Source organism: Chryseobacterium koreense CCUG 49689, assembly GCF_001045435.1.
Lineage (GTDB): Bacteria > Bacteroidota > Bacteroidia > Flavobacteriales > Weeksellaceae > Kaistella > Kaistella koreensis.
Map to the genome: position 1 here is coordinate 44,064 of NZ_LFNG01000011.1, position 17,647 is coordinate 61,710.

At 39.0% G+C, this 17,647-nt stretch carries 19 protein-coding genes; 11 read left to right on the top strand and 8 right to left on the bottom strand.

All coding sequences use genetic code 11. The features are described 5' to 3' along the window. The first annotated feature begins 96 nt into the window (after positions 1 to 96). The 5 genes from rocD to ACM44_RS08865 all read left to right on the top strand — a co-directional run bounded on the left by rocD (position 97) and on the right by ACM44_RS08865 (position 5,149). Positions 97 to 1,350, top strand: coding sequence for an ornithine--oxo-acid transaminase (gene rocD, locus ACM44_RS08845; protein ID WP_048499679.1), 1,254 nt, complete (start codon positions 97 to 99; stop codon positions 1,348 to 1,350). Next, a complete protein-coding gene (locus ACM44_RS08850) occupies positions 1,351 to 2,118 on the top strand; it encodes a glycosyltransferase family 2 protein (protein ID WP_048499680.1) in 768 nt (255 codons plus the stop codon). It begins immediately after the preceding gene. A 97-nt stretch (positions 2,119 to 2,215) separates the two neighbouring features. Next, positions 2,216 to 3,175: a glycosyltransferase family protein gene (locus tag ACM44_RS08855; protein WP_048499681.1), complete on the top strand. Its 960-nt coding sequence runs from the start codon at positions 2,216 to 2,218 to the stop codon at positions 3,173 to 3,175. Then, positions 3,172 to 4,137: a hypothetical protein gene (locus tag ACM44_RS08860; RefSeq protein ID WP_048499682.1), complete on the top strand. Its 966-nt coding sequence runs from the start codon at positions 3,172 to 3,174 to the stop codon at positions 4,135 to 4,137. Before ACM44_RS08855 ends, ACM44_RS08860 begins: the two co-directional genes overlap by 4 nt. Next, positions 4,127 to 5,149 carry a glycosyltransferase gene (locus tag ACM44_RS08865; protein WP_048499683.1) on the top strand — a complete coding sequence of 341 codons (1,023 nt, stop codon included), beginning with the start codon at positions 4,127 to 4,129 and terminating at the stop codon, positions 5,147 to 5,149. Before ACM44_RS08860 ends, ACM44_RS08865 begins: the two co-directional genes overlap by 11 nt. A 432-nt stretch (positions 5,150 to 5,581) precedes the next feature. Here ACM44_RS08865 and ACM44_RS08870 read toward each other — a convergent pair whose 3' ends face one another. After that, the gene (locus tag ACM44_RS08870; RefSeq protein WP_048499684.1) at positions 5,582 to 5,932 is read right to left on the bottom strand and encodes a phosphomannose isomerase type II C-terminal cupin domain; all 351 of its coding nucleotides are present in this window, start codon (positions 5,930 to 5,932) and stop codon (positions 5,582 to 5,584) included. Positions 5,933 to 6,149: 217 nt separating this feature from the next. Between ACM44_RS08870 and gltX the strand changes: the two genes are divergently transcribed. Continuing rightward, positions 6,150 to 7,661 carry a glutamate--tRNA ligase gene (gene gltX, locus ACM44_RS08875; protein WP_048499685.1) on the top strand — a complete coding sequence of 504 codons (1,512 nt, stop codon included), beginning with the start codon at positions 6,150 to 6,152 and terminating at the stop codon, positions 7,659 to 7,661. A gap of 47 nt (positions 7,662 to 7,708) precedes the next feature. Further along, positions 7,709 to 8,665: an acetyl-CoA carboxylase carboxyltransferase subunit alpha gene (locus ACM44_RS08880; protein ID WP_048499686.1), complete on the top strand. Its 957-nt coding sequence runs from the start codon at positions 7,709 to 7,711 to the stop codon at positions 8,663 to 8,665. Between the two features lie 343 nt (positions 8,666 to 9,008). Here the strand turns inward: ACM44_RS08880 and ACM44_RS08885 are convergent, their stop codons facing one another. The 3 genes from ACM44_RS08885 to ACM44_RS08895 form a co-directional block, all read right to left on the bottom strand. Further along, positions 9,009 to 9,719: a cell division ATP-binding protein FtsE gene (locus ACM44_RS08885; RefSeq protein WP_048499742.1), complete on the bottom strand. Its 711-nt coding sequence runs from the start codon at positions 9,717 to 9,719 to the stop codon at positions 9,009 to 9,011. A 173-nt stretch (positions 9,720 to 9,892) separates the two neighbouring features. Next, entirely contained in the window at positions 9,893 to 10,051 is a 159-nt protein-coding gene (gene rpmH, locus ACM44_RS15000; RefSeq protein WP_039365072.1) for a 50S ribosomal protein L34, read from the bottom strand. A 240-nt stretch (positions 10,052 to 10,291) separates the two neighbouring features. Next, positions 10,292 to 11,602: a T9SS type A sorting domain-containing protein gene (locus ACM44_RS08895; RefSeq protein WP_048499688.1), complete on the bottom strand. Its 1,311-nt coding sequence runs from the start codon at positions 11,600 to 11,602 to the stop codon at positions 10,292 to 10,294. A 379-nt stretch (positions 11,603 to 11,981) separates the two neighbouring features. Between ACM44_RS08895 and ACM44_RS08900 the strand changes: the two genes are divergently transcribed. Then, the gene (locus tag ACM44_RS08900) at positions 11,982 to 12,989 is read left to right on the top strand and encodes a DHH family phosphoesterase (RefSeq protein WP_048499689.1); all 1,008 of its coding nucleotides are present in this window, start codon (positions 11,982 to 11,984) and stop codon (positions 12,987 to 12,989) included. 7 nt (positions 12,990 to 12,996) lie between these two features. On the opposite strand, the gene ACM44_RS08905 is transcribed toward ACM44_RS08900, so the two are convergent. The 4 genes from ACM44_RS08905 to ACM44_RS08920 all read right to left on the bottom strand — a co-directional run bounded on the left by ACM44_RS08905 (position 12,997) and on the right by ACM44_RS08920 (position 15,281). Continuing rightward, the gene (locus ACM44_RS08905; RefSeq protein ID WP_048499690.1) at positions 12,997 to 13,779 is read right to left on the bottom strand and encodes an alpha/beta fold hydrolase; all 783 of its coding nucleotides are present in this window, start codon (positions 13,777 to 13,779) and stop codon (positions 12,997 to 12,999) included. A 19-nt stretch (positions 13,780 to 13,798) separates the two neighbouring features. Further along, complete coding sequence (locus tag ACM44_RS08910) at positions 13,799 to 14,302, bottom strand: hypothetical protein (RefSeq protein ID WP_048499691.1); 504 nt, start codon at positions 14,300 to 14,302, stop codon at positions 13,799 to 13,801. 68 nt (positions 14,303 to 14,370) lie between these two features. Beyond that, entirely contained in the window at positions 14,371 to 14,820 is a 450-nt protein-coding gene (dtd, locus tag ACM44_RS08915; RefSeq protein WP_048499692.1) for a D-aminoacyl-tRNA deacylase, read from the bottom strand. Between the two features lie 11 nt (positions 14,821 to 14,831). Further along, on the bottom strand, positions 14,832 to 15,281 hold the full coding sequence (locus tag ACM44_RS08920; RefSeq protein ID WP_048499743.1) for a hypothetical protein: 450 nt from the start codon (positions 15,279 to 15,281) through the stop codon (positions 14,832 to 14,834). 100 nt (positions 15,282 to 15,381) lie between these two features. Between ACM44_RS08920 and greA the strand changes: the two genes are divergently transcribed. The 3 genes from greA to clpX all read left to right on the top strand — a co-directional run bounded on the left by greA (position 15,382) and on the right by clpX (position 17,600). Beyond that, entirely contained in the window at positions 15,382 to 15,852 is a 471-nt protein-coding gene (greA, locus tag ACM44_RS08925) for a transcription elongation factor GreA (RefSeq protein WP_048499693.1), read from the top strand. A gap of 86 nt (positions 15,853 to 15,938) precedes the next feature. Next, on the top strand, positions 15,939 to 16,328 hold the full coding sequence (locus ACM44_RS08930; protein WP_048499694.1) for an HIT family protein: 390 nt from the start codon (positions 15,939 to 15,941) through the stop codon (positions 16,326 to 16,328). 90 nt (positions 16,329 to 16,418) lie between these two features. Then, on the top strand, positions 16,419 to 17,600 hold the full coding sequence (clpX, locus tag ACM44_RS08935) for an ATP-dependent Clp protease ATP-binding subunit ClpX (RefSeq protein ID WP_048499695.1): 1,182 nt from the start codon (positions 16,419 to 16,421) through the stop codon (positions 17,598 to 17,600). The last annotated feature ends 47 nt before the right edge of the window (positions 17,601 to 17,647 follow it).

The window sequence follows — 17,647 nt, forward strand, 5'->3', positions numbered from 1 at the left end:
TTCTTTGAAAATATAATTGAAACTGCCTATTTTGGGCAGTTTTTTGTTTTAATGGAATTCAATAATTATCTTTAAATTTGTACAAAAGTAAAAAATATGTCCACAGCAGAAAAAACAAAAAACTCCCAATACTTCATTGAACTTGAAAACGACTACGGCGCTCACAATTACCATCCTCTTCCGGTGGTTTTGGATAAAGGCGAAGGTGTTTACGTTTGGGATGTGGAAGGTAAAAAATATTATGATTTTCTATCGGCTTATTCTGCGGTAAACCAAGGGCATTCTCATCCGAAAATTGTAGATGCTTTGGTTAATCAGGCGCAAAAATTGGCGCTCACTTCCCGTGCATTTTACAATTCAAAATTGGGAGAATACGAAAAGAAAGTTACCCAACTTTTCGGTTTCGACAAAGTCTTGCCAATGAATTCGGGTGCTGAAGCAGTAGAAACCGCCGTGAAACTTGCGAGAAAATGGAGTTACGAAGTTAAAGGAATCAAAGGTGGAAGTGCAAAAATCATCGTTTGTGAAAACAACTTTCACGGAAGGACCACCACGATTGTTTCTTTCTCCAATGATCCCGATGCGCACAACAATTACGGACCATTCACTCCGGGATTCATCAAGATTCCTTACAATGATTTGGCGGCTTTGGAACAGGTTCTAAAAGAAGACGCTTCAGATATCGCTGCATTTTTAGTGGAACCAATTCAGGGGGAAGCCGGAGTTTACGTTCCGGATGAAGGATTCCTGAAAGGAGCTTCTGATTTGTGTAAAAAATACAATGTCCTTTTCATTGCTGATGAGGTTCAGACCGGAATTGCAAGAACTGGAAAACTCATCGCCTGTCATCACGAAGAGGTACAACCCGACATTCTGATTCTTGGCAAAGCCCTTTCCGGCGGAATGTATCCCGTTTCTGCGGTTTTTGCCAATAATCCCATCATGAATGTGATTCATCCCGGTCAGCATGGTTCTACTTTTGGTGGAAATCCGTTGGCTTGTGCAGTGGCAATGGCTGCTTTGGATGTGGTGGAAGATGAAAACCTCTCTGAAAGAGCAGAGAAATTGGGTCAGCTTTTCAGAAATGAGATCAAAAAGCTCATCGAAAAAACAGATTTGATCGCAAATGTTCGCGGAAAAGGTTTGCTGAATGCCATCATCATCAATGATTCCCAACATTCGCCAACTGCCTGGAATCTTTGTTTAGATTTAATGAAAAATGGATTGCTTGCCAAACCAACCCATGGAAACATCATCAGACTCGCGCCGCCTTTGGTGATTACCGAAGAGCAGCTGATGGAATGTGTGGCAATTATCGAGAAAACGGTTTTGGAGTTTAAGAAAGGATAAATTTTGGGACTGAAAGAAAAAGTAAGCGGCGCGATCATTACCTTTAATGAAGAAAAAAATATTCAGGAAGTTCTTGGATGTTTTGACTTTTGTGATGAAATTATCGTGGTAGATTCTTTCAGTACCGATAAAACCGTGGAGTTGGCATTACAGAATCCTAAGGTAAAAGTGATTCAAAACAAGTTTGAAGACTTTACCAAACAAAGAAATCTTGCCATCGATGCTGCTAATAATGACTGGATTCTTTTTTTGGATGGCGATGAACGGATTACGCCGGAACTTCGGGATGAAATTATCTCTGAACTAGGTCAATCGGACAAAAAAGATGCCTACTATTTTTACCGAAAATTCTTTTTTGCGGGAAAGCCGATCCATTACTCAGGTACGCAAACCGATAAAAATTTCAGATTATTTAGAAAAAGCAAATGCAGGTATGTAGGTGATAAAAAGGTTCATGAAACTTTGGAGGTTCACGGAAATGTTGGCGTCTTAAAACACAAACTCCTTCATTATTCGGTTTCAAGTTACGATTCCTACCGGAAAAAAATGCTCCATTATGGAGAGCTGAAAGGGAAGGAACTTTATGACAAGGGAAAGAAATTCAGTCGTTTAACACAAATTTTGAAGACCGCTTTCAAGTTTTTGAAGACCTATATTTTGCGATTGGGGATTTTGGATGGGAAAGAAGGTTTTCAGCTCGCCTTTTTACAGACTTTAAGTGTGTTCGAAACCTATAATTCTTTGAAAAAAGCAGAAAAAAAACAGTAATTTTGTGACACCAATTGAAAAAACCTTGTTTTTTTGGATAAGGGAAAAAAATGGTGAAATGTTTGTATGTGAAAGATCTGAATAATTATTTTAGTACATGAAGATTTGCGTCATTAGTTTTGATTTTTGGAATTACGATGAACATATTGTCACCGAATTGAGGCGGAAAGGTATTGATGCAAACCATATCAACATCGGCGCGTATCAGCACAAGAATTTCCCGGCCAGAGTTCAGAATACCATTTCCAAGATTGTCCTGAAGCGTAACCTGAAGAATGAATATCGGCAGGAAATGATTCTGGACCAGTTGAAAAAATTGGGAAAACAGGATCAGATTCTGGTGATCAATCCCGAACTCATCGAGAGGAAATACCACGAGGTCATCAAGGAATACACCAGGAAATACATCGCTTATCTTTATGACAGTTTGGCGCGTTGTCCCGCGGAACATCTTTTTGACTTATTTGATGAAATATTCAGCTTTGACAAAAATGATGCGGAGCGCTATCATTTTCAGCAGATTACCAATTACAACTACCTTCCTGAAGCAGAACTGAATAAGAATCCAATGTTCGATATGGTTTACGTGGCTTCTTATGATAAACGGATTCAAATACTTTTTAAACTCACTAAGAAGCTTGACACCTTGGGTCTCAGTTATTATGCTAAAATAGTGGGGAAGAAAGCATGGAAGGAGCATCTAAATGTGGACAGCCGGCGAACGGTTTTCTTCACTCGCCGAAGACTTGCTCACAAGGATGTACCAGAGTTTTACGGGAATGGGAAAGTTTTGCTGGATCTGATCCGCGATAATCAGTCAGGATTGAGCTTCAGAATCTTTGAAGCTATGGCATTGAAAAAGAAAATCATCACTGATAACCAGACGGTTAAAGAATACGATTTCTATAATCCAAACAACATTTTGGTGCTCAATGACGACATGTCAAATGTGGAGAAATCTTTCTTTGAGACGGCTTATCAGGAACTTGATCCGGAAGTGTATAGGAAATATACGGTGGAAGCGTGGGTTGAAAATGTTTTTGGGCTCAAATCATGAAGAATACAATCCTTTTTATTGCACCTGATTATTATGGCTTCAACGAAGTGGTCTTTGAGGGTTTGCTAAAATATAGTGGTCAAAAAGTTTTTCATCTAAATTCGACTTTAAGTTACCAGTATAGTAATTTCAAAGAGCGTCTTCAGAATTTTTTTATGAAGACCTTTCAAAAAAGAAATTTGAAGATTGAAAAAAAAGGTTTACACGTTAAGCAGATAATAGAAAGTACTAATTTTGATCTGTTGATTGTTAATCGTCCAGACGTGCTAGCCAACGAAAATCTGAATTTAGCGATAAAAAAGTCAAGACATTCCATTTTACTATTGTGGGACAGTTTGGAGAAAATTCCTCAGATACAAGATTACATCGGCAAATTTGATGTTTGTTATAGTTTTGATTCACTTGATTGTGAGAGATATGGTTTTAAATTTATCCCGAATTTTTATTTTGTTAAATCTTACAAAAATTTAATCAAGTTTGATGTCTGTTATCTAGCTACATATGACCAGCGCATTTCAGGTGCCATTGATTTTTTTAGAAGATTTAAAGAACAAAATATAGTTGCAAAAGGTAGAATATTTACCTATAAATCGAACCCCGTTAAAGAGACGCTTCCAGAAACCATAAAAGTAATAAATAAAATAATCCCTTTTTCTCAATCCTATAAATATTACTTGGATAGTAAAGCGATTTTGGATATTGCTCATCCGAATCAGCGTGGTCTTTCTTTTAGACCATATGAAGCAATTGGTTTAAAAAAGAAGCTGATTACAACAAATAGAGAGATATTAAATAGTGATTTTTACGACCCGCAAAATATTCTTCTCGTTGAATCTATTTCTGATTTTACTATTCCGCAGGATTTTTTTCTTAGTCCATATCGAGATTTACCAAATGAGATCCAAGAAAAATATTATATCAAGAATTGGGTGAAAAATCTTATTTCGACTTATGAATCATAGAATATACTTTATTTGTCCTACAAATAAATCAGTCACAGGCGGTGTAAAACAAATTTACAAACAGGTAGAAATATTAAGGAGAAATGGCTTTGATGCGGTTCTTCTTCTGAAGAAGAAGGGAAAAGAAAGCTGGTTTGAAAGTAATGTGGTGATAGAAAGTAATCCATATATTTTCAAGAAAATTAAATACTCTTATCAAAATAAGAAAATCAGTTTCTGGCATAAAATCTTGTTACGCATTTTGAGGCTGAGAAGCAAACCTTTACAGAAAGATTCAATACTGGTTTTTCCTGAAATTTATGGTCCGCGAATCTGCCATATTGAACCCCTCCACAAAAAGGTGATTTTCAATCAAAACTGTTATTATACTTTTGAGCATTATCAAATGAATGAAGATTTGTCAAGAATCCCATATAAAGGTATTATGGCCACTATATGTGTTTCGGCTGACTCTGAAAAATATTTGAAAACTGCATTTCCGGAAACACCAGTTTTTAGAATTCATCTAGGAATTGATGAAAAGATTTTTGAATTTTCAAGTGCAAAAAAGAAGCAAATAGCATTTATGCCTAGAAAGTTGTCGCAAGATGCAGTCCAAATAATCAATATTTTAAGAAACAGAAAGAATATTGAAGGCTGGGATTTTGTGGCGATTGATAATAAGACAGAAAGAGAAGTTGCCAATATTTTGAAAGAAAGTGCTATATTCTTAAGTTTTAACCATCAGGAAGGATTCGGCTTACCACCTGCAGAGGCGATGAGTTGTGGTTGCTATGTAATCGGATATAGAGGGCAAGCGGGAACTGAATATTTCAAAGATGAGTTTTCAACAGCAATCAGTGAAGGAAATATTATCGATTTTGTAAAAAGTGTCGAGGAAATTGCCGGCGAATTCCAAACTTTTCAGGATAAAGGAATTATTGCATCCCAATTTATAAAATCGCATTATAATCTACAAATTGAAGAAACTGATATTCTAAGAACATGGAAATCAGTTTTAAATTTATCATAGAAAACCGCCAAAAAGTAACTTTCCTACTTTCTCAAATTTTATATTACAAGTCAACAACCAGTTCGCAGTTTTATTCCGGAGATTATAATGAATTAGGTAGAAGCAAGTATGGTTCTATATGTGGCGGATAGCTTTACTTAAAAGATTGATGAAAAAAAAATCATCTTTTGCGCCGTTAAGTATGGTGCTCATTCAATGGGTTAAATATAGATCGCCTTTAGAGTATGGGTACTCATTCATTCAAGAGTGTTTCTGATTTTCTTACAGTGATATTTTTCCAGTTGTAGCAGATCGTTCTTGAATATTTTCAATTTGTTGGGCGGTTAGAATTTCACAAGGAGTTCTAAAAGTCTATTTTTTCCAGCTTTTTGGCTGCTAACAATTTTCCAATATCCTTTAAAACAAGAAGTCGTTTGCTCAGATTTTAGAAATCTAGAATTTTGCCCTCGAATAATCGTCCTCCAAACGCACAATATCGTCTTCGCCAAAATAGGTTCCTGTCTGAACTTCGATGAACACTACCGGTTTCTCGGTCAGATTCATCATCCTGTGTTTTGCTCCCTGCGGAATAAAGATGCTTTCGCCGTAAGCTAAAGAAATTTCCTCGCCATCCAAAACAATGGTTGCATTTCCTTCAATGATGGTCCATTGCTCCTGCCTTTTATGGTGGTATTGATAAGAAAGTCGCTGTCCGGGATTTACCTCAATCCTCTTCAATTTGTAGTGCGGCTCATCCGCCAAAACAAAATACTTTCCCCATGGTCTTTCGCCAATTTCTAACATAAACATGATTATTTGGTACAAAACTAACGAAAATTTGATAATATGCTGTTTAGAAAATACAGTTATTTCTTGTCCGCAGCCTATAAACAGCGCAAATTAAATTGGGGGCGGGACAATACTAAGGAAAACAACTGCCACAATCTGCACCAATTGCACCAATTTGCACCAAAAAAGCAAAGTTTTTCCCTAAATTTGCACCTTAATATTTACAGAAAAAATGAGCAAAGTAAGAGTGCGATTTGCACCGAGTCCAACAGGACCATTGCATTTGGGTGGAGTGAGAACTGCGCTGTACGACTACCTTTTCGCCAAAAATCAGGGCGGAGATTTCGTGTTGAGGATTGAGGATACCGACACGGCGAGATATGTGGAAGGTGCTGAAGATTATATCATGGAATCTCTGGAATGGTGTGGAATCGTACCGGATGAAAGTCCAAAACACGGCGGAAAATATGGGCCATACAGACAATCTGAAAGAAGAGCAATTTATGATCAATATTTGGCGGAAATCCTAAAGACCGATTATGCCTATATCGCATTTGACACTCCGGAAGAACTAGATGAAATCAGGAAGGAGTTTGAACAAAACGGTGATGTTTTCGCATATAATTATATCACGAGAAACCGACTGAAAAATTCTCTGACTTTATCTAAAGAGGAAGTGCAAAAGTTGATGGACGAAAAAGTCCCTTACGTAGTTCGCTTCAAAATGCCTGTTGACCGAATTTTGAATTTGGACGACATCATCCGCGGGAAATTTTCTGTAAATACAAACACTTTAGACGATAAGGTTTTGGTGAAAAATGACGGAATGCCAACTTACCATTTCGCCAATATCATTGATGACCACGAAATGGAAATCTCACATGTGATTCGCGGCGAGGAATGGCTTCCTTCACTTGGTCTGCACTATCTGCTGTATGAAGCCATGGGTTGGGAAAGACCGCAGTTTGCCCATTTGTCATTAATTCTGAAGCCGGAAGGAAAAGGAAAACTTTCGAAAAGAGATGGCGACAAATTTGGATTCCCAGTTTTTCCGTTAAATTTTAAAGATCCCGAAACCGGCAATATTTCAAAAGGTTATCGCGAAGAGGGATATCTGCCAGATGCGTTCATCAATATGGTCGCGCTTCTTGGATGGAGTCCTGCAGATGACAAAGAAATTCTGACTTTGGATGAAATGGCGAAAGAATTTGATTTGCACAAAGTCCACAAGGCGGGAGCTAGATTCAGCAAGGAAAAAGCGGAATGGTTCAACCACGAATACCTGAAAACAAAATCCGATGCTGAAGTTTTAGCACTATTGAAGAATGTGGACGGAATCAAACTCGGAAATTCAAGCGATGAAAAATTGTTGAGAATTATTTCATTGATGAAAGAAAGAGCAACCTTCGTGAAAGATATTTATAAGGATGGGAAATTCTTCTTCGAACAACCGACTTCCTACGATGAAAAAGCGGTTAAGAAAGCTTGGAGCCCAGAAATTGCAGAAATATTGAAGGAATTGGCTACCCAACTTTATTCTTGGGATCTGGGACACGATGCCTTGAAGCAGCACATCCACGATTTCGCGGAATCCAAATCCCTCGGTATGGGAAAAGTGATGATGCCACTGAGATTAAGCTTAGTAGGAGAGCTGAAAGGTCCCGATGTCCCCGATATTTTAGCAATCCTCGGGAAAGAGGAAAGCATCACGCGGATAAATAATGCAGTGGCTAATATCAATTGATTTTCTATTATTTTTACTAAATTTGAAAGATTATTTTAAACCGAAAAATGGAATATTTAAGTTTTGAACTTCCGATAAAAGAGTTGATGGATCAGTACCAAACCTGTTCGCTGGTAGGTGAAGAAAGTGGGGTAGATGTGAAGCTCGCCTGTTCTCAAATCGAGGACAAAATCATCGAGAAAAAAAAGGAAATCTACGGAAACCTTTCCCCTTGGCAAAGAGTGCAGCTCTCCCGTCATCCAGACCGTCCGTACGCCTTGGATTTCATCAAAGGAATTACAGATAAAGACAGTTTCCTGGAACTGCATGGTGACCGAAATTTCGCTGATGATCCTGCAATGGTGGGTGGTTTGGCAAAAATAGACGGAAAATCTGTGATGATTATCGGGACTCAAAAAGGGAGGACAACCAAGGAAAGACAACTCCGAAGATTCGGGATGAGCAATCCTGAAGGTTATCGAAAGGCACTTCGTTTGATGAAACTTGCTGAAAAATTCGGCATTCCTGTAATCTCGCTGATTGATACTCCCGGAGCTTATCCCGGTCTTGAAGCTGAAGAAAGAGGACAGGGTGAAGCCATCGCAAGGAATATTTTTGAGATGACCATGCTGAAGACTCCTATTTTCGTGTATGTCATTGGCGAAGGTGCGAGTGGAGGCGCATTGGGAATCGGCGTGGGAAACAAAGTGTATATGCTGGAAAACACTTGGTACACGGTAATCGCACCGGAAAGTTGTTCATCAATCCTCTGGAGGAACTGGGACCATAAAGAAGACGCTGCAAACGCTTTGAAATTAACGCCTCAAGACGCCTTGAAGGAAAAATTCATAGACGGAATCATCGAGGAACCACTTGGTGGTGCACATTACGAACCACAAGTGGCTTATGAACACCTGAAAACTTCTATCCTTCAAAATATCAAGGCCTTCTCCAAATTCACAGGAAAAGAACTGGAAACACAAAGACAGGATAAGTTTATCGCGATGGGACAGTTCAAAGGATAAAATTAACTCGGGGAATTAAACAATAATTTTCGGATCATCATTAAATAAGATCCAACAAAATCATTTTCCAAATTTTGTAAACAGAGGTTGACAAAAATAAAGAAGTGATGATTTTGTTGGATCTTTTTCTTTTTCAAATAGCGGGTTTTCATGCCCAGCTTTTTTTATATTCTATTTTTAATGGTTTGCTATTTTTGAAGTAAATAATTCATTACGACGAAAGTGAAATATGGCTGTATGGTTACTGCCAAAATTGTATTAATGAAGAAGAATCAAAAAACACGAATGACTAAAAGCCTTAATTTAGGTGAAGACCAGTCGATTCATCCAGTAAGCCGAGTGATCACTCAAAGAGTTCAGCCGTATCCAAAACGGAAACTTTTCCATCCTCACAGCGAATGGCTTCACCCGGAAAGTTCTGAATCATGTGGTAATCATGTGTTGCCATCACCACCGCCGAATTGTTTTCGTAAGCAACCTGTTTCAGCAAGGTCATGATCTCGTTAGAAGTTTCAGGGTCGAGATTTCCGGTAGGTTCGTCTGCCAAAATTAGTTCCGGGTGATTGAGAAGCGCGCGTGCGATGGCGACCCTTTGTTGTTCACCGCCCGAAAGTTCGTGTGGCATCTTATGTTTTTTGGATTTCATTCCAACGCTTCCTAAAACCTCATTGATGCGGTCTTCCATTTTTTCCTTGTCGGTCCAACCAGTTGCGGCAAGCACGAATTTCAGGTTTTTTTCAACGGTGCGGTCAGTCAAAAGTTGAAAGTCCTGAAAAACGATTCCCAATTTTCGTCTTAGGTTTGGAATATCCGATGGTCTTAATTTTTCCAAATCAAATCCGGCCACATTTCCTTGACCTGCGCTGAGGGGAATGTGCCCGTAAAGTGTTTTCAGCAGGGAGCTTTTTCCGGAACCGGTTTTTCCAATCAGGTAGCAGAATCTTCCTCGTTTGATGTTGAGATTAACTTCGTTTAGAACCGTGAAATTTTTCTGGGCGATTTTGGCGTTTTTAAGTTTAATGACGTTTGAACCGTCCTGTGAGGAATGTGGCATAACTTTATGAATGATTCCCGAATTCTTGGGATTAAAGGTTGATAAGTAATAAGTAAACTTCATTCAAAAGTAGCAAAAACTTTTATTTTTAGCTAAACTTTAGCAAATTTTAACAACAAAAAATGCTTGAAAATGTACTTTCCAAGCATGTTTTTGTATGATAATTCAGGAGATTATCTCTTAGCGCGTGCTGCACTTACAGTTAAACTCTTTCTGCCTTTTGCTCTTCTTGCAGCCAAAACTCTCCTTCCGTTCGGCGTGGACATTCTTTCACGGAAACCGTGCTTGTTTCTTCTCTTTCTTTCTGATGGTTGGAATGTTCTCTTGCTCATTGCTAATATTTTTAGTAAAAACTATTTCTTATTTTTCAGACTGCAAAGATAGTAAAGTTTTTATTTTCTGCAAATTAAATTTTGGAATTTTATAGGAATGTGATTAACTAAAAATCTAACTGTCATATGGAATTACCAATTAAAAAAATCTCCCCTGAACTTGACTGCGGCCAAAAGTTGAAGCGCTTTTTAGCGGCAGTTCAGTTCTGAAGGGAGATTAAAAAATATTTATGCTATGGATTATTTTTTGACAAATCTTTCCAGTACAATGTTTCCATCGGTATCAGTGATTTGAAGAGAATAAACCCCTTTCGCCAAATGATGGGTATTGATCATATTGTTGTCCCAATTTACCTGAACCAGTTTACCTGATTGATCATATACTTTAACGGATTTCACTTGGATGCCTTTCACATTAAGTACCGAGTCCACAGGATTTGGATAAATTACTGTTTTTTTAGTGGCCGCACTGTTTATTTCTTCATTGGCCAAAACACCTGAGCAGCTCACTCCGGAAATTGTTAAAGTCATCGGCGCGGTGAAAATCTCCGCTGTAAAATTAGTGCTTACTACCAAAACTACTACTCCACCTGCAGGTACAGTGACACCAAGTCCCTGAGGAATTCCGGAAGTTGCACTCGTTCCGCTATCTGCCATATAATTTGTGGCAAGATTGGCTGGATTGAATGTTCCATTATAAGCGGTAATATGCAAACCACCCGTATTTCCAGCATCTGCAGGATCTACGGCTCCTGTGATGGTGATGCATTGCGATATGCCGGTATTGTTGGTAATTTTTGGGGTGTTATAATTGACCGTTTGAGCAATAATTCCCGGAAAAGCTTTACTGGTACCGCAAACAGAAGGTGTTCCATCACGGAATAGCCTGTTTGCCATGGTAGGCTGGGTTGGCTTCACCGGAACATTTGCGACACAATTGAGCGCTAAACAGTTAAGTCCGGATACTTGAATCGTATATTCACCCGTCATCACAGCTCCGCTGGCATTCGTGTTTGCAACGATGATCAAGTTTTGGCCAGCAGGAACATCTATACTAAAAGCTTGAGTCTCTGCGTTATTAGAGCTGGTTCCGGAATCGCCCCGGAAATTAGTGGCCAGATTTGCTGGGTCAAAAGTTCCTAAATATGCACTGAAATGTACGTAAGTTGCTTCAGGAACATTTGGTGTAATGGTCACACATTGAGAAGCTCCCGTGTTGTTGGGAATTGTGAATGTTTCGTAATAAACAGGTCCGGTCAGGTTTCCGGGAAATGCTTTATTGGTGCCACAAGCCGAAGGAACCCCATCCCTGAATAAACGGTTCGCCATTTGGCTGTCTGCAGCGGTCAAACTGCCGGTATAGGTGCAGATCGCCTTGCCTGAAAATGATTGCAAGACAGGTGCTGCAATTGGTTTTCCGGGGACATCGTTTCTCAGTTCGGGACTTGAGTTCCCTTGATTGTTTGTTTGGAGAACATCAGAGGTTTTGTGTTGGCCAAAAATGAAGGTGCCGAAAATCATCAGCATCAACAGTAAATAGAATTTTTTCATGGTATTAAAATTTAGGTTAAAGTTTCTGTTAGGCTTTTAAACTGCATTTTGGAGACAAGTTGCAGATTATTGATTAGTTTTTTTTTATATGATCTCCATTTTGGAAAATTTTGCGTGCCTAGAAAGAGATGGTTATTCAAATATATTTCATGGGAATTAGTTTTTTATGGTTATTAAGGCAAAATTATGATTATAATCGAAATAAAATACCGTTAAATCACCCTTTTTTATTAAAATAAACCATTGAAATTAATCTGAATTTAGAATTATTCTAATGATGGAGGTTTGCTGTAATCTCAATTTTATTAATGAATATTATCCCGGGAGAGACCCTATTGGTATAAAACAAATACTATATTTGCCTTTCAAAATATTTTGCATGTTCACATCTTTAGAAATTTCAGAAATAAAAAAACTTTTAAATCCAGATCACAAGATTGTCATCATTACCCATTATAATCCTGATGGCGATGCGATAGGTTCGAGTTTGGGTCTGAAACATTTTTTAAAGCAAAAAGGGCTTGAAGCAGATGTGATTGTTCCCAATGATTTTCCGAAATTCCTGAAATGGATGCCTGAAGCCAAAAAAATCACCATCGCAGAATACAAAAGAAAACAGGCGGGAGAATTAATTTATTATGCTGACGTCATTTTTGTCCTAGATTTTAATGCGTCTCACCGCAGTGGAAATTTGGTAGGACCCTGGATTGAGAAAGCAAAGGCCAAGAAAATACTGATCGACCATCACCAACAACCAGAAAATTTTGACTTTGTGTATTCTGATACCGCAATTCCCGCTACTTCGCAGATGGTGTATCATTTTGCCGAGGCATTGGGCGAGGAAAACCTCATCAATCAGGATATTGCAGAATGTCTTTACACGGGAATTATGACCGATACCGGAGGTTTCCGCTTTCGTTCCACGTCTGCCACCACCCACAGAATTATCGCCAATTTAATTGAAAAGGGTGCAGATCCGGCCATGATTACCTCCAACACTTGGGACACGAATACCGTTTCGAGGCTTCATTTATTGTCTCTGATTCTGAGCCGAATTGAGGTGGTGAAAGACGGAAAAGTAGCTGTTTTGTGGCTAAAAAGAGATGAATTGAAGGAGTTTGGTTTTCAAAAAGGTGATACGGAAGGTTTCGTGAATTATGGATTAAGTATCATGGGAACGCAGGTTTCCGCATTTTTCATGGAGGATTTGTATGAGGATTTTATCAAAATTTCTTTCCGCTCAAAAGAAGATGTGGACGTGAACCAGTTTTCCAGAAAGTATTTCAATGGCGGTGGTCACATCAATGCGGCGGGTGGAAAGTACTTCAAAACCATTGAGGACACCATCTTGGACTTTAAAGAAAAAATTGAGGCGGAGGACTTTTAGGCATCAATCAAAAAAGCAAATTTTTCGGCAGATTATGCAATAGCTCCGTGTTGATGATTTCCGCACAGATTGTAGGTTTCTCCAGCTGTCCATTGTGGCCGCAATCTATAATGTAAGATTTAACATTGGTTTTATCCGGAAGGTTTTTGATGGTCATTTCTGTTTTCACGGCATGGTCATGTTTTCCCGCGATCACCAGAATTTTACCTTCAAAATTCCTCAGAACATGGGACTTGTCTGTTCGTTCGATCATTCCTTTCACCGCGGCCAAAACTCCTTCTGGTTTTGTGGATAGCGCAATTTCTTTGGCAAATTCTATTTTCCCTTCCAAAATATCTTTTTCATTTTCGTTAAAGAGATTAGGAATTCCCGCATTGACATAGTGTGCAAAAGCATCTTTGATCACCCGGAAACTTTTTCTACGCTGCTCCTTTTTTTCGTCGTCATCCGCAAAATAGGTGGAGAAAAATAAGGTCAGCGATTTCAAGTCTTCAGGAAATTTATCTGCGAAAGCAAGCGCGGTATAACCTCCCATGGAATGTCCCAATAAATGGAATTTTTCTAGTTTTAACTTTTGGGTCACTTTTTTTATTTCGTCGGCATTCAGCTCCATGGTGTGAACTTCGCCATAAATTTTCGACAAGCCGTGTCCCGGCAAATCAATCTTGATGATGGTGAAATCTTTGGAAAGACGCTGCTCCATCTCTTCCCACACCAAAATATTCTCCATGAAACCGTGGAGTAAAACGAGCTTTTCTTGTCCGTTTCCGGAAATTTCGTAATTCAGCATGTTTTTTAACGTTATGGGATTAATAATAAATGTCGATATACTCCACAAAACCCTCCCCATTCACTTTGTTTTGCAACCTCCAGAATTTTCCTTTTCCTTCGTCCATGAAAGTTGTTCTCCTTGTCCTGACAAATTTTTTGCCATTGATGACTTGTGAAATCCTGCCTTCAAAATTCAAATGTTTGTCTGAAACCCGCCGGATGACACCGGATAAAGAGACCTTATTTTTTCCGGAAACCGCTTTTCCCATTACATCATATTGGTCACGATCCACTTTTATGAAATCTACATTTCCCTTAAAAGTGACGAAATCATCAGTGAATGTCAAAGTTTTTCTTCCGGAAAGATCTCCCCAAATATTCCTTTGATTTAATATCCTAATGCTGTCGTTGAATTTTGTCCGCACAACATTGATGGATTCGATGATTTTAGCGCTGTCGGCATTTTTTGAGGAAATTCCGGTGGCGTTCTCTGAACAAGAAACCGCAAGCAGTACAAAAAAGAGAAGGAAGCATCTGTTCATAGGGGGATGTTTTTTCAAATTTAAAAATAATATTGAAAAAAAACCACTTCGCGATAAAAATCCTTTTCTTAAAGTTTTGTCTTGGAATCCATCACGATGGTGACGGGGCCGTCATTGAGCAGAGAAACCTTCATGTCTGCGCCGAAAATCCCGCTTTCGGTTTTCAGTCCGGATTTGGAAATTGCTGACTTAAAATATTCGAAAAGCGGAACTGCCTTTTCGGGTTTTGCAGCTTTGATGAAAGATGGGCGATTCCCTTTTTTGTAGTCTGCAATCAATGTGAACTGACTGATACAAAGTATTTCTCCGGAAATATCCAGGATGGAGCGGTTGAGTTTTCCGTCGTCATCACCAAAAACCCTCAGGTTCAAAATCTTTTGGACCAGCCAGTCTGCGTCTGCTTTTTCGTCGTCCTCATCAATTCCGATCAGTAGTAAGAATCCATTGCGGATTTCGCCCACTGTTTCGCCGTCTACTTTCACGTGGGCTTCGGAAACTCTTTGAATTACAGTTTTCACCTAGCAAAATTTTAATTGAAAATAGATAAGACCCCGGAATTGGAATCAAAATTATAACGATAAGTTTTTGGGGGTATTTGAGCAATTTTGGTTGGTTCGCCGGTAATCAGAATCCATTCTGCGCCGTCTTTGGGACAAACCACTTTTATGCTGCCTTCCACGTTTAGTGTGGTGTTCTGTTCCGGGCAAATATGGGGCGCATTTCTGTCATAGATTTTGAAGCCATTTGTGGTTCTCGCTACGATTAATCCTCGCGTTCCACATTCCTGCTCGTTCACATAAATCCAGCCACCCACATTTTGAAGTGCATAATAAGCGGGATAATTCAGGTTTAAAACGACATTGATTGGGGAGTTCGGGAAACAGTTCACCGTCTCATTTCGCTCGCTGCAGGAATTGACGAATAATGTGCTGAAAATGAATATTATTGATAAAAAAAGACGCACGATTCTTCTTTTCATTTTAAAATAATTTATATCTTTGTAAAACGAAACCACATAGAAAACATTGTCCGGCAAATGTCGGATTATTTTTTTATACTAACGATAAAGTAGAAAAATTATGGCAAGTTATGTAACCCAGGAAGGTTTGAATAAAATGAAAGTTGAATTGGAGCAACTGGAAACCATTGAAAGACCAAGAATTACTCAGCAAATCGCGGAAGCAAGAGATAAAGGAGACCTGTCTGAAAATGCGGAATATGACGCGGCGAAGGAAGCCCAGGGAATGTTGGAGATGAAGATATCCAAACTAAAAGACATGATCGTGAATTCAAAAGTGATCAATGAAAGCTTGCTCGATACTTCAAAAGTTTCCATACTGACCACGGTAAGACTGAAAAATAACGGGACCAATAAGGAACAGGTTTTCACTTTGGTTCCTGATAATGAAAGTGATCTGAAATCAGGAAAAATATCAGTGAATACACCCATAGCAAAAGGGTTGCTTGGGAAATCGGTAGGCGAAACGGCAGACGTGCTATTGCCCAATGGAAACCAACTTTCTTTTGAAGTTTTGGAGATCTCCCTTTAATGAAGGTTTTACCGGAGTCCCTCTACTGTGGAACTGTTTTTGCTGATTAAAGTGGCGAATTACCTAAAGCTAATAAAATAAAAATCATGAGTTCCATTTTCACGAAAATCATCAGCGGCGAAATTCCCTCCTATAAAGTTGCGGAAGACGAGAATTTCCTTGCCTTTTTAGACGTTAAGCCGATTGCTAAAGGACACACTCTGGTCATTCCCAAAAAAGAAGTTGACCTCATATTCGATTTGGAAAATGAGTATTTCAAGGATCTTTGGGGATTTGCCCAAAATGTGGCCAAAAAACTGGCGAAAGCATATCCCGAGCAAAGGATCGCTTCGGCCGTGGTGGGGCTAGAAGTTCCACATGCCCATATCCACCTGATCCCGATAAATAAGATGGAGGATATGAATTTCAAAAATGTCCGCTTGAAATTGACGGACAGCGAATATCAAGAAATTCGAGATTCCATCAGGAACGCTTAATTTAAAAACAACTTTTACCAGTTTTCTGAATGAGCTGGTAGCTTTCAATGGGTGATCATCTATCCCCGTTGTTCTATAATTATATAATTTATGAATTCAAACCAATGTTCTTTCTGCGGAAGGAAAAGAAATGAAGTGAAAATGCTGGTTTCTGGAAATAACGGGTTCATCTGCGAGAATTGTATCGAACAGGCGCACGTTATCGTGAAAGACAGCATGACGAAGAATGGTTTTTCCCCAGCCGATAAAATCGAAGACCTTAAAAAACCAAAAGAAATCAAGGAATTCCTTGATCAGTACGTGATTGGCCAAGACCAGGCGAAAAAACAACTTTCCATCGCAGTTTATAATCATTACAAGAGACTGCTCCACGCTAAAAGTGAAAATAAGGAAGTGGAAATAGAAAAGTCCAACATCATCATGATCGGGGAGACAGGAACCGGGAAAACCCTCCTTGCCAAAACCATCGCAAAGGAATTAAATGTGCCGTTCTGTATAGTGGATGCCACCATTTTAACTGAGGCAGGATATGTGGGCGAAGATGTGGAAAGCATCCTTTCCAGACTTTTGATGGTCGCAGATTATGATGTGGAAAAAGCCGAGAAAGGAATCGTCTTTATCGATGAAATAGACAAGATTGCCAGAAAATCAGATAATCCAAGCATCACTCGGGATGTGTCCGGAGAAGGTGTGCAACAAGGTCTATTGAAGTTGTTGGAAGGAAGCATAGTGAATGTTCCGCCGCAAGGAGGCAGAAAACACCCGGATCAGAAATATATCCAAGTGGATACGAAGAATATACTTTTCATTGCCGGTGGAGCATTTGACGGAATCAAAGAAATCATTGAAAGAAGACTGAATAAACAGGCCATCGGTTTCAGTTCGGAGCGGCTCAACAAGGTTGAAGAAGAAGATTTTATTTTGAGCCAGATCAATGCAATTGATTTACGGAAATTCGGTCTGATTCCTGAGCTTTTGGGTAGATTCCCGATTGTGACTTATTTGGACCGGCTCACCAAAGAAACCATGATCCGGATTATGAAGGAACCGAAAAATTCCATCATCAACCAATTTGTGGAATTATTCAAAATGGACGGGGTGAAGTTGAAATTTACCGATGAATCAATTGAGAGAATTGTGGAGGAAACCATAGAAAAAGGACTTGGAGCGAGAGGGCTTCGTGGAACAACCGAGAAAGTGCTGGAGGATTATATGTTTGACATCGCTGCCAGGAAGGAAATTGTTCTGTCTGGCGACAATGTTAAATTGTGAGTTTTCAGCTAATTATGTAATATTTTCAAAAAATAATGAATATATTT

Excerpts from the sequence above, each read along its gene's own strand:
- rocD (WP_048499679.1), top strand. The coding sequence starts at position 97 with ATGTCCACAGCAGAAAAAACAAAAAACTCCCAATACTTCATTGAACTT.
- ACM44_RS08860 (WP_048499682.1), top strand. The coding sequence starts at position 3,172 with ATGAAGAATACAATCCTTTTTATTGCACCTGATTATTATGGCTTCAAC.
- ACM44_RS08900 (WP_048499689.1), top strand. The coding sequence starts at position 11,982 with ATGTTCACATCTTTAGAAATTTCAGAAATAAAAAAACTTTTAAATCCA.
- ACM44_RS08905 (WP_048499690.1), bottom strand. The coding sequence starts at position 13,779 with ATGCTGAATTACGAAATTTCCGGAAACGGACAAGAAAAGCTCGTTTTA.
- clpX (WP_048499695.1), top strand. The coding sequence starts at position 16,419 with ATGAATTCAAACCAATGTTCTTTCTGCGGAAGGAAAAGAAATGAAGTG.
- ACM44_RS08920 (WP_048499743.1), bottom strand. The coding sequence starts at position 15,281 with ATGAAAAGAAGAATCGTGCGTCTTTTTTTATCAATAATATTCATTTTC.
- ACM44_RS08870 (WP_048499684.1), bottom strand. The coding sequence starts at position 5,932 with ATGTTAGAAATTGGCGAAAGACCATGGGGAAAGTATTTTGTTTTGGCG.
- ACM44_RS08930 (WP_048499694.1), top strand. The coding sequence starts at position 15,939 with ATGAGTTCCATTTTCACGAAAATCATCAGCGGCGAAATTCCCTCCTAT.
- ACM44_RS08865 (WP_048499683.1), top strand. The coding sequence starts at position 4,127 with ATGAATCATAGAATATACTTTATTTGTCCTACAAATAAATCAGTCACA.
- greA (WP_048499693.1), top strand. The coding sequence starts at position 15,382 with ATGGCAAGTTATGTAACCCAGGAAGGTTTGAATAAAATGAAAGTTGAA.
- ACM44_RS08855 (WP_048499681.1), top strand. The coding sequence starts at position 2,216 with ATGAAGATTTGCGTCATTAGTTTTGATTTTTGGAATTACGATGAACAT.
- ACM44_RS08880 (WP_048499686.1), top strand. The coding sequence starts at position 7,709 with ATGGAATATTTAAGTTTTGAACTTCCGATAAAAGAGTTGATGGATCAG.
- ACM44_RS08895 (WP_048499688.1), bottom strand. The coding sequence starts at position 11,602 with ATGAAAAAATTCTATTTACTGTTGATGCTGATGATTTTCGGCACCTTC.
- ACM44_RS08910 (WP_048499691.1), bottom strand. The coding sequence starts at position 14,302 with ATGAACAGATGCTTCCTTCTCTTTTTTGTACTGCTTGCGGTTTCTTGT.
- rpmH (WP_039365072.1), bottom strand. The coding sequence starts at position 10,051 with ATGAGCAAGAGAACATTCCAACCATCAGAAAGAAAGAGAAGAAACAAG.
- ACM44_RS08885 (WP_048499742.1), bottom strand. The coding sequence starts at position 9,719 with ATGCCACATTCCTCACAGGACGGTTCAAACGTCATTAAACTTAAAAAC.
- gltX (WP_048499685.1), top strand. The coding sequence starts at position 6,150 with ATGAGCAAAGTAAGAGTGCGATTTGCACCGAGTCCAACAGGACCATTG.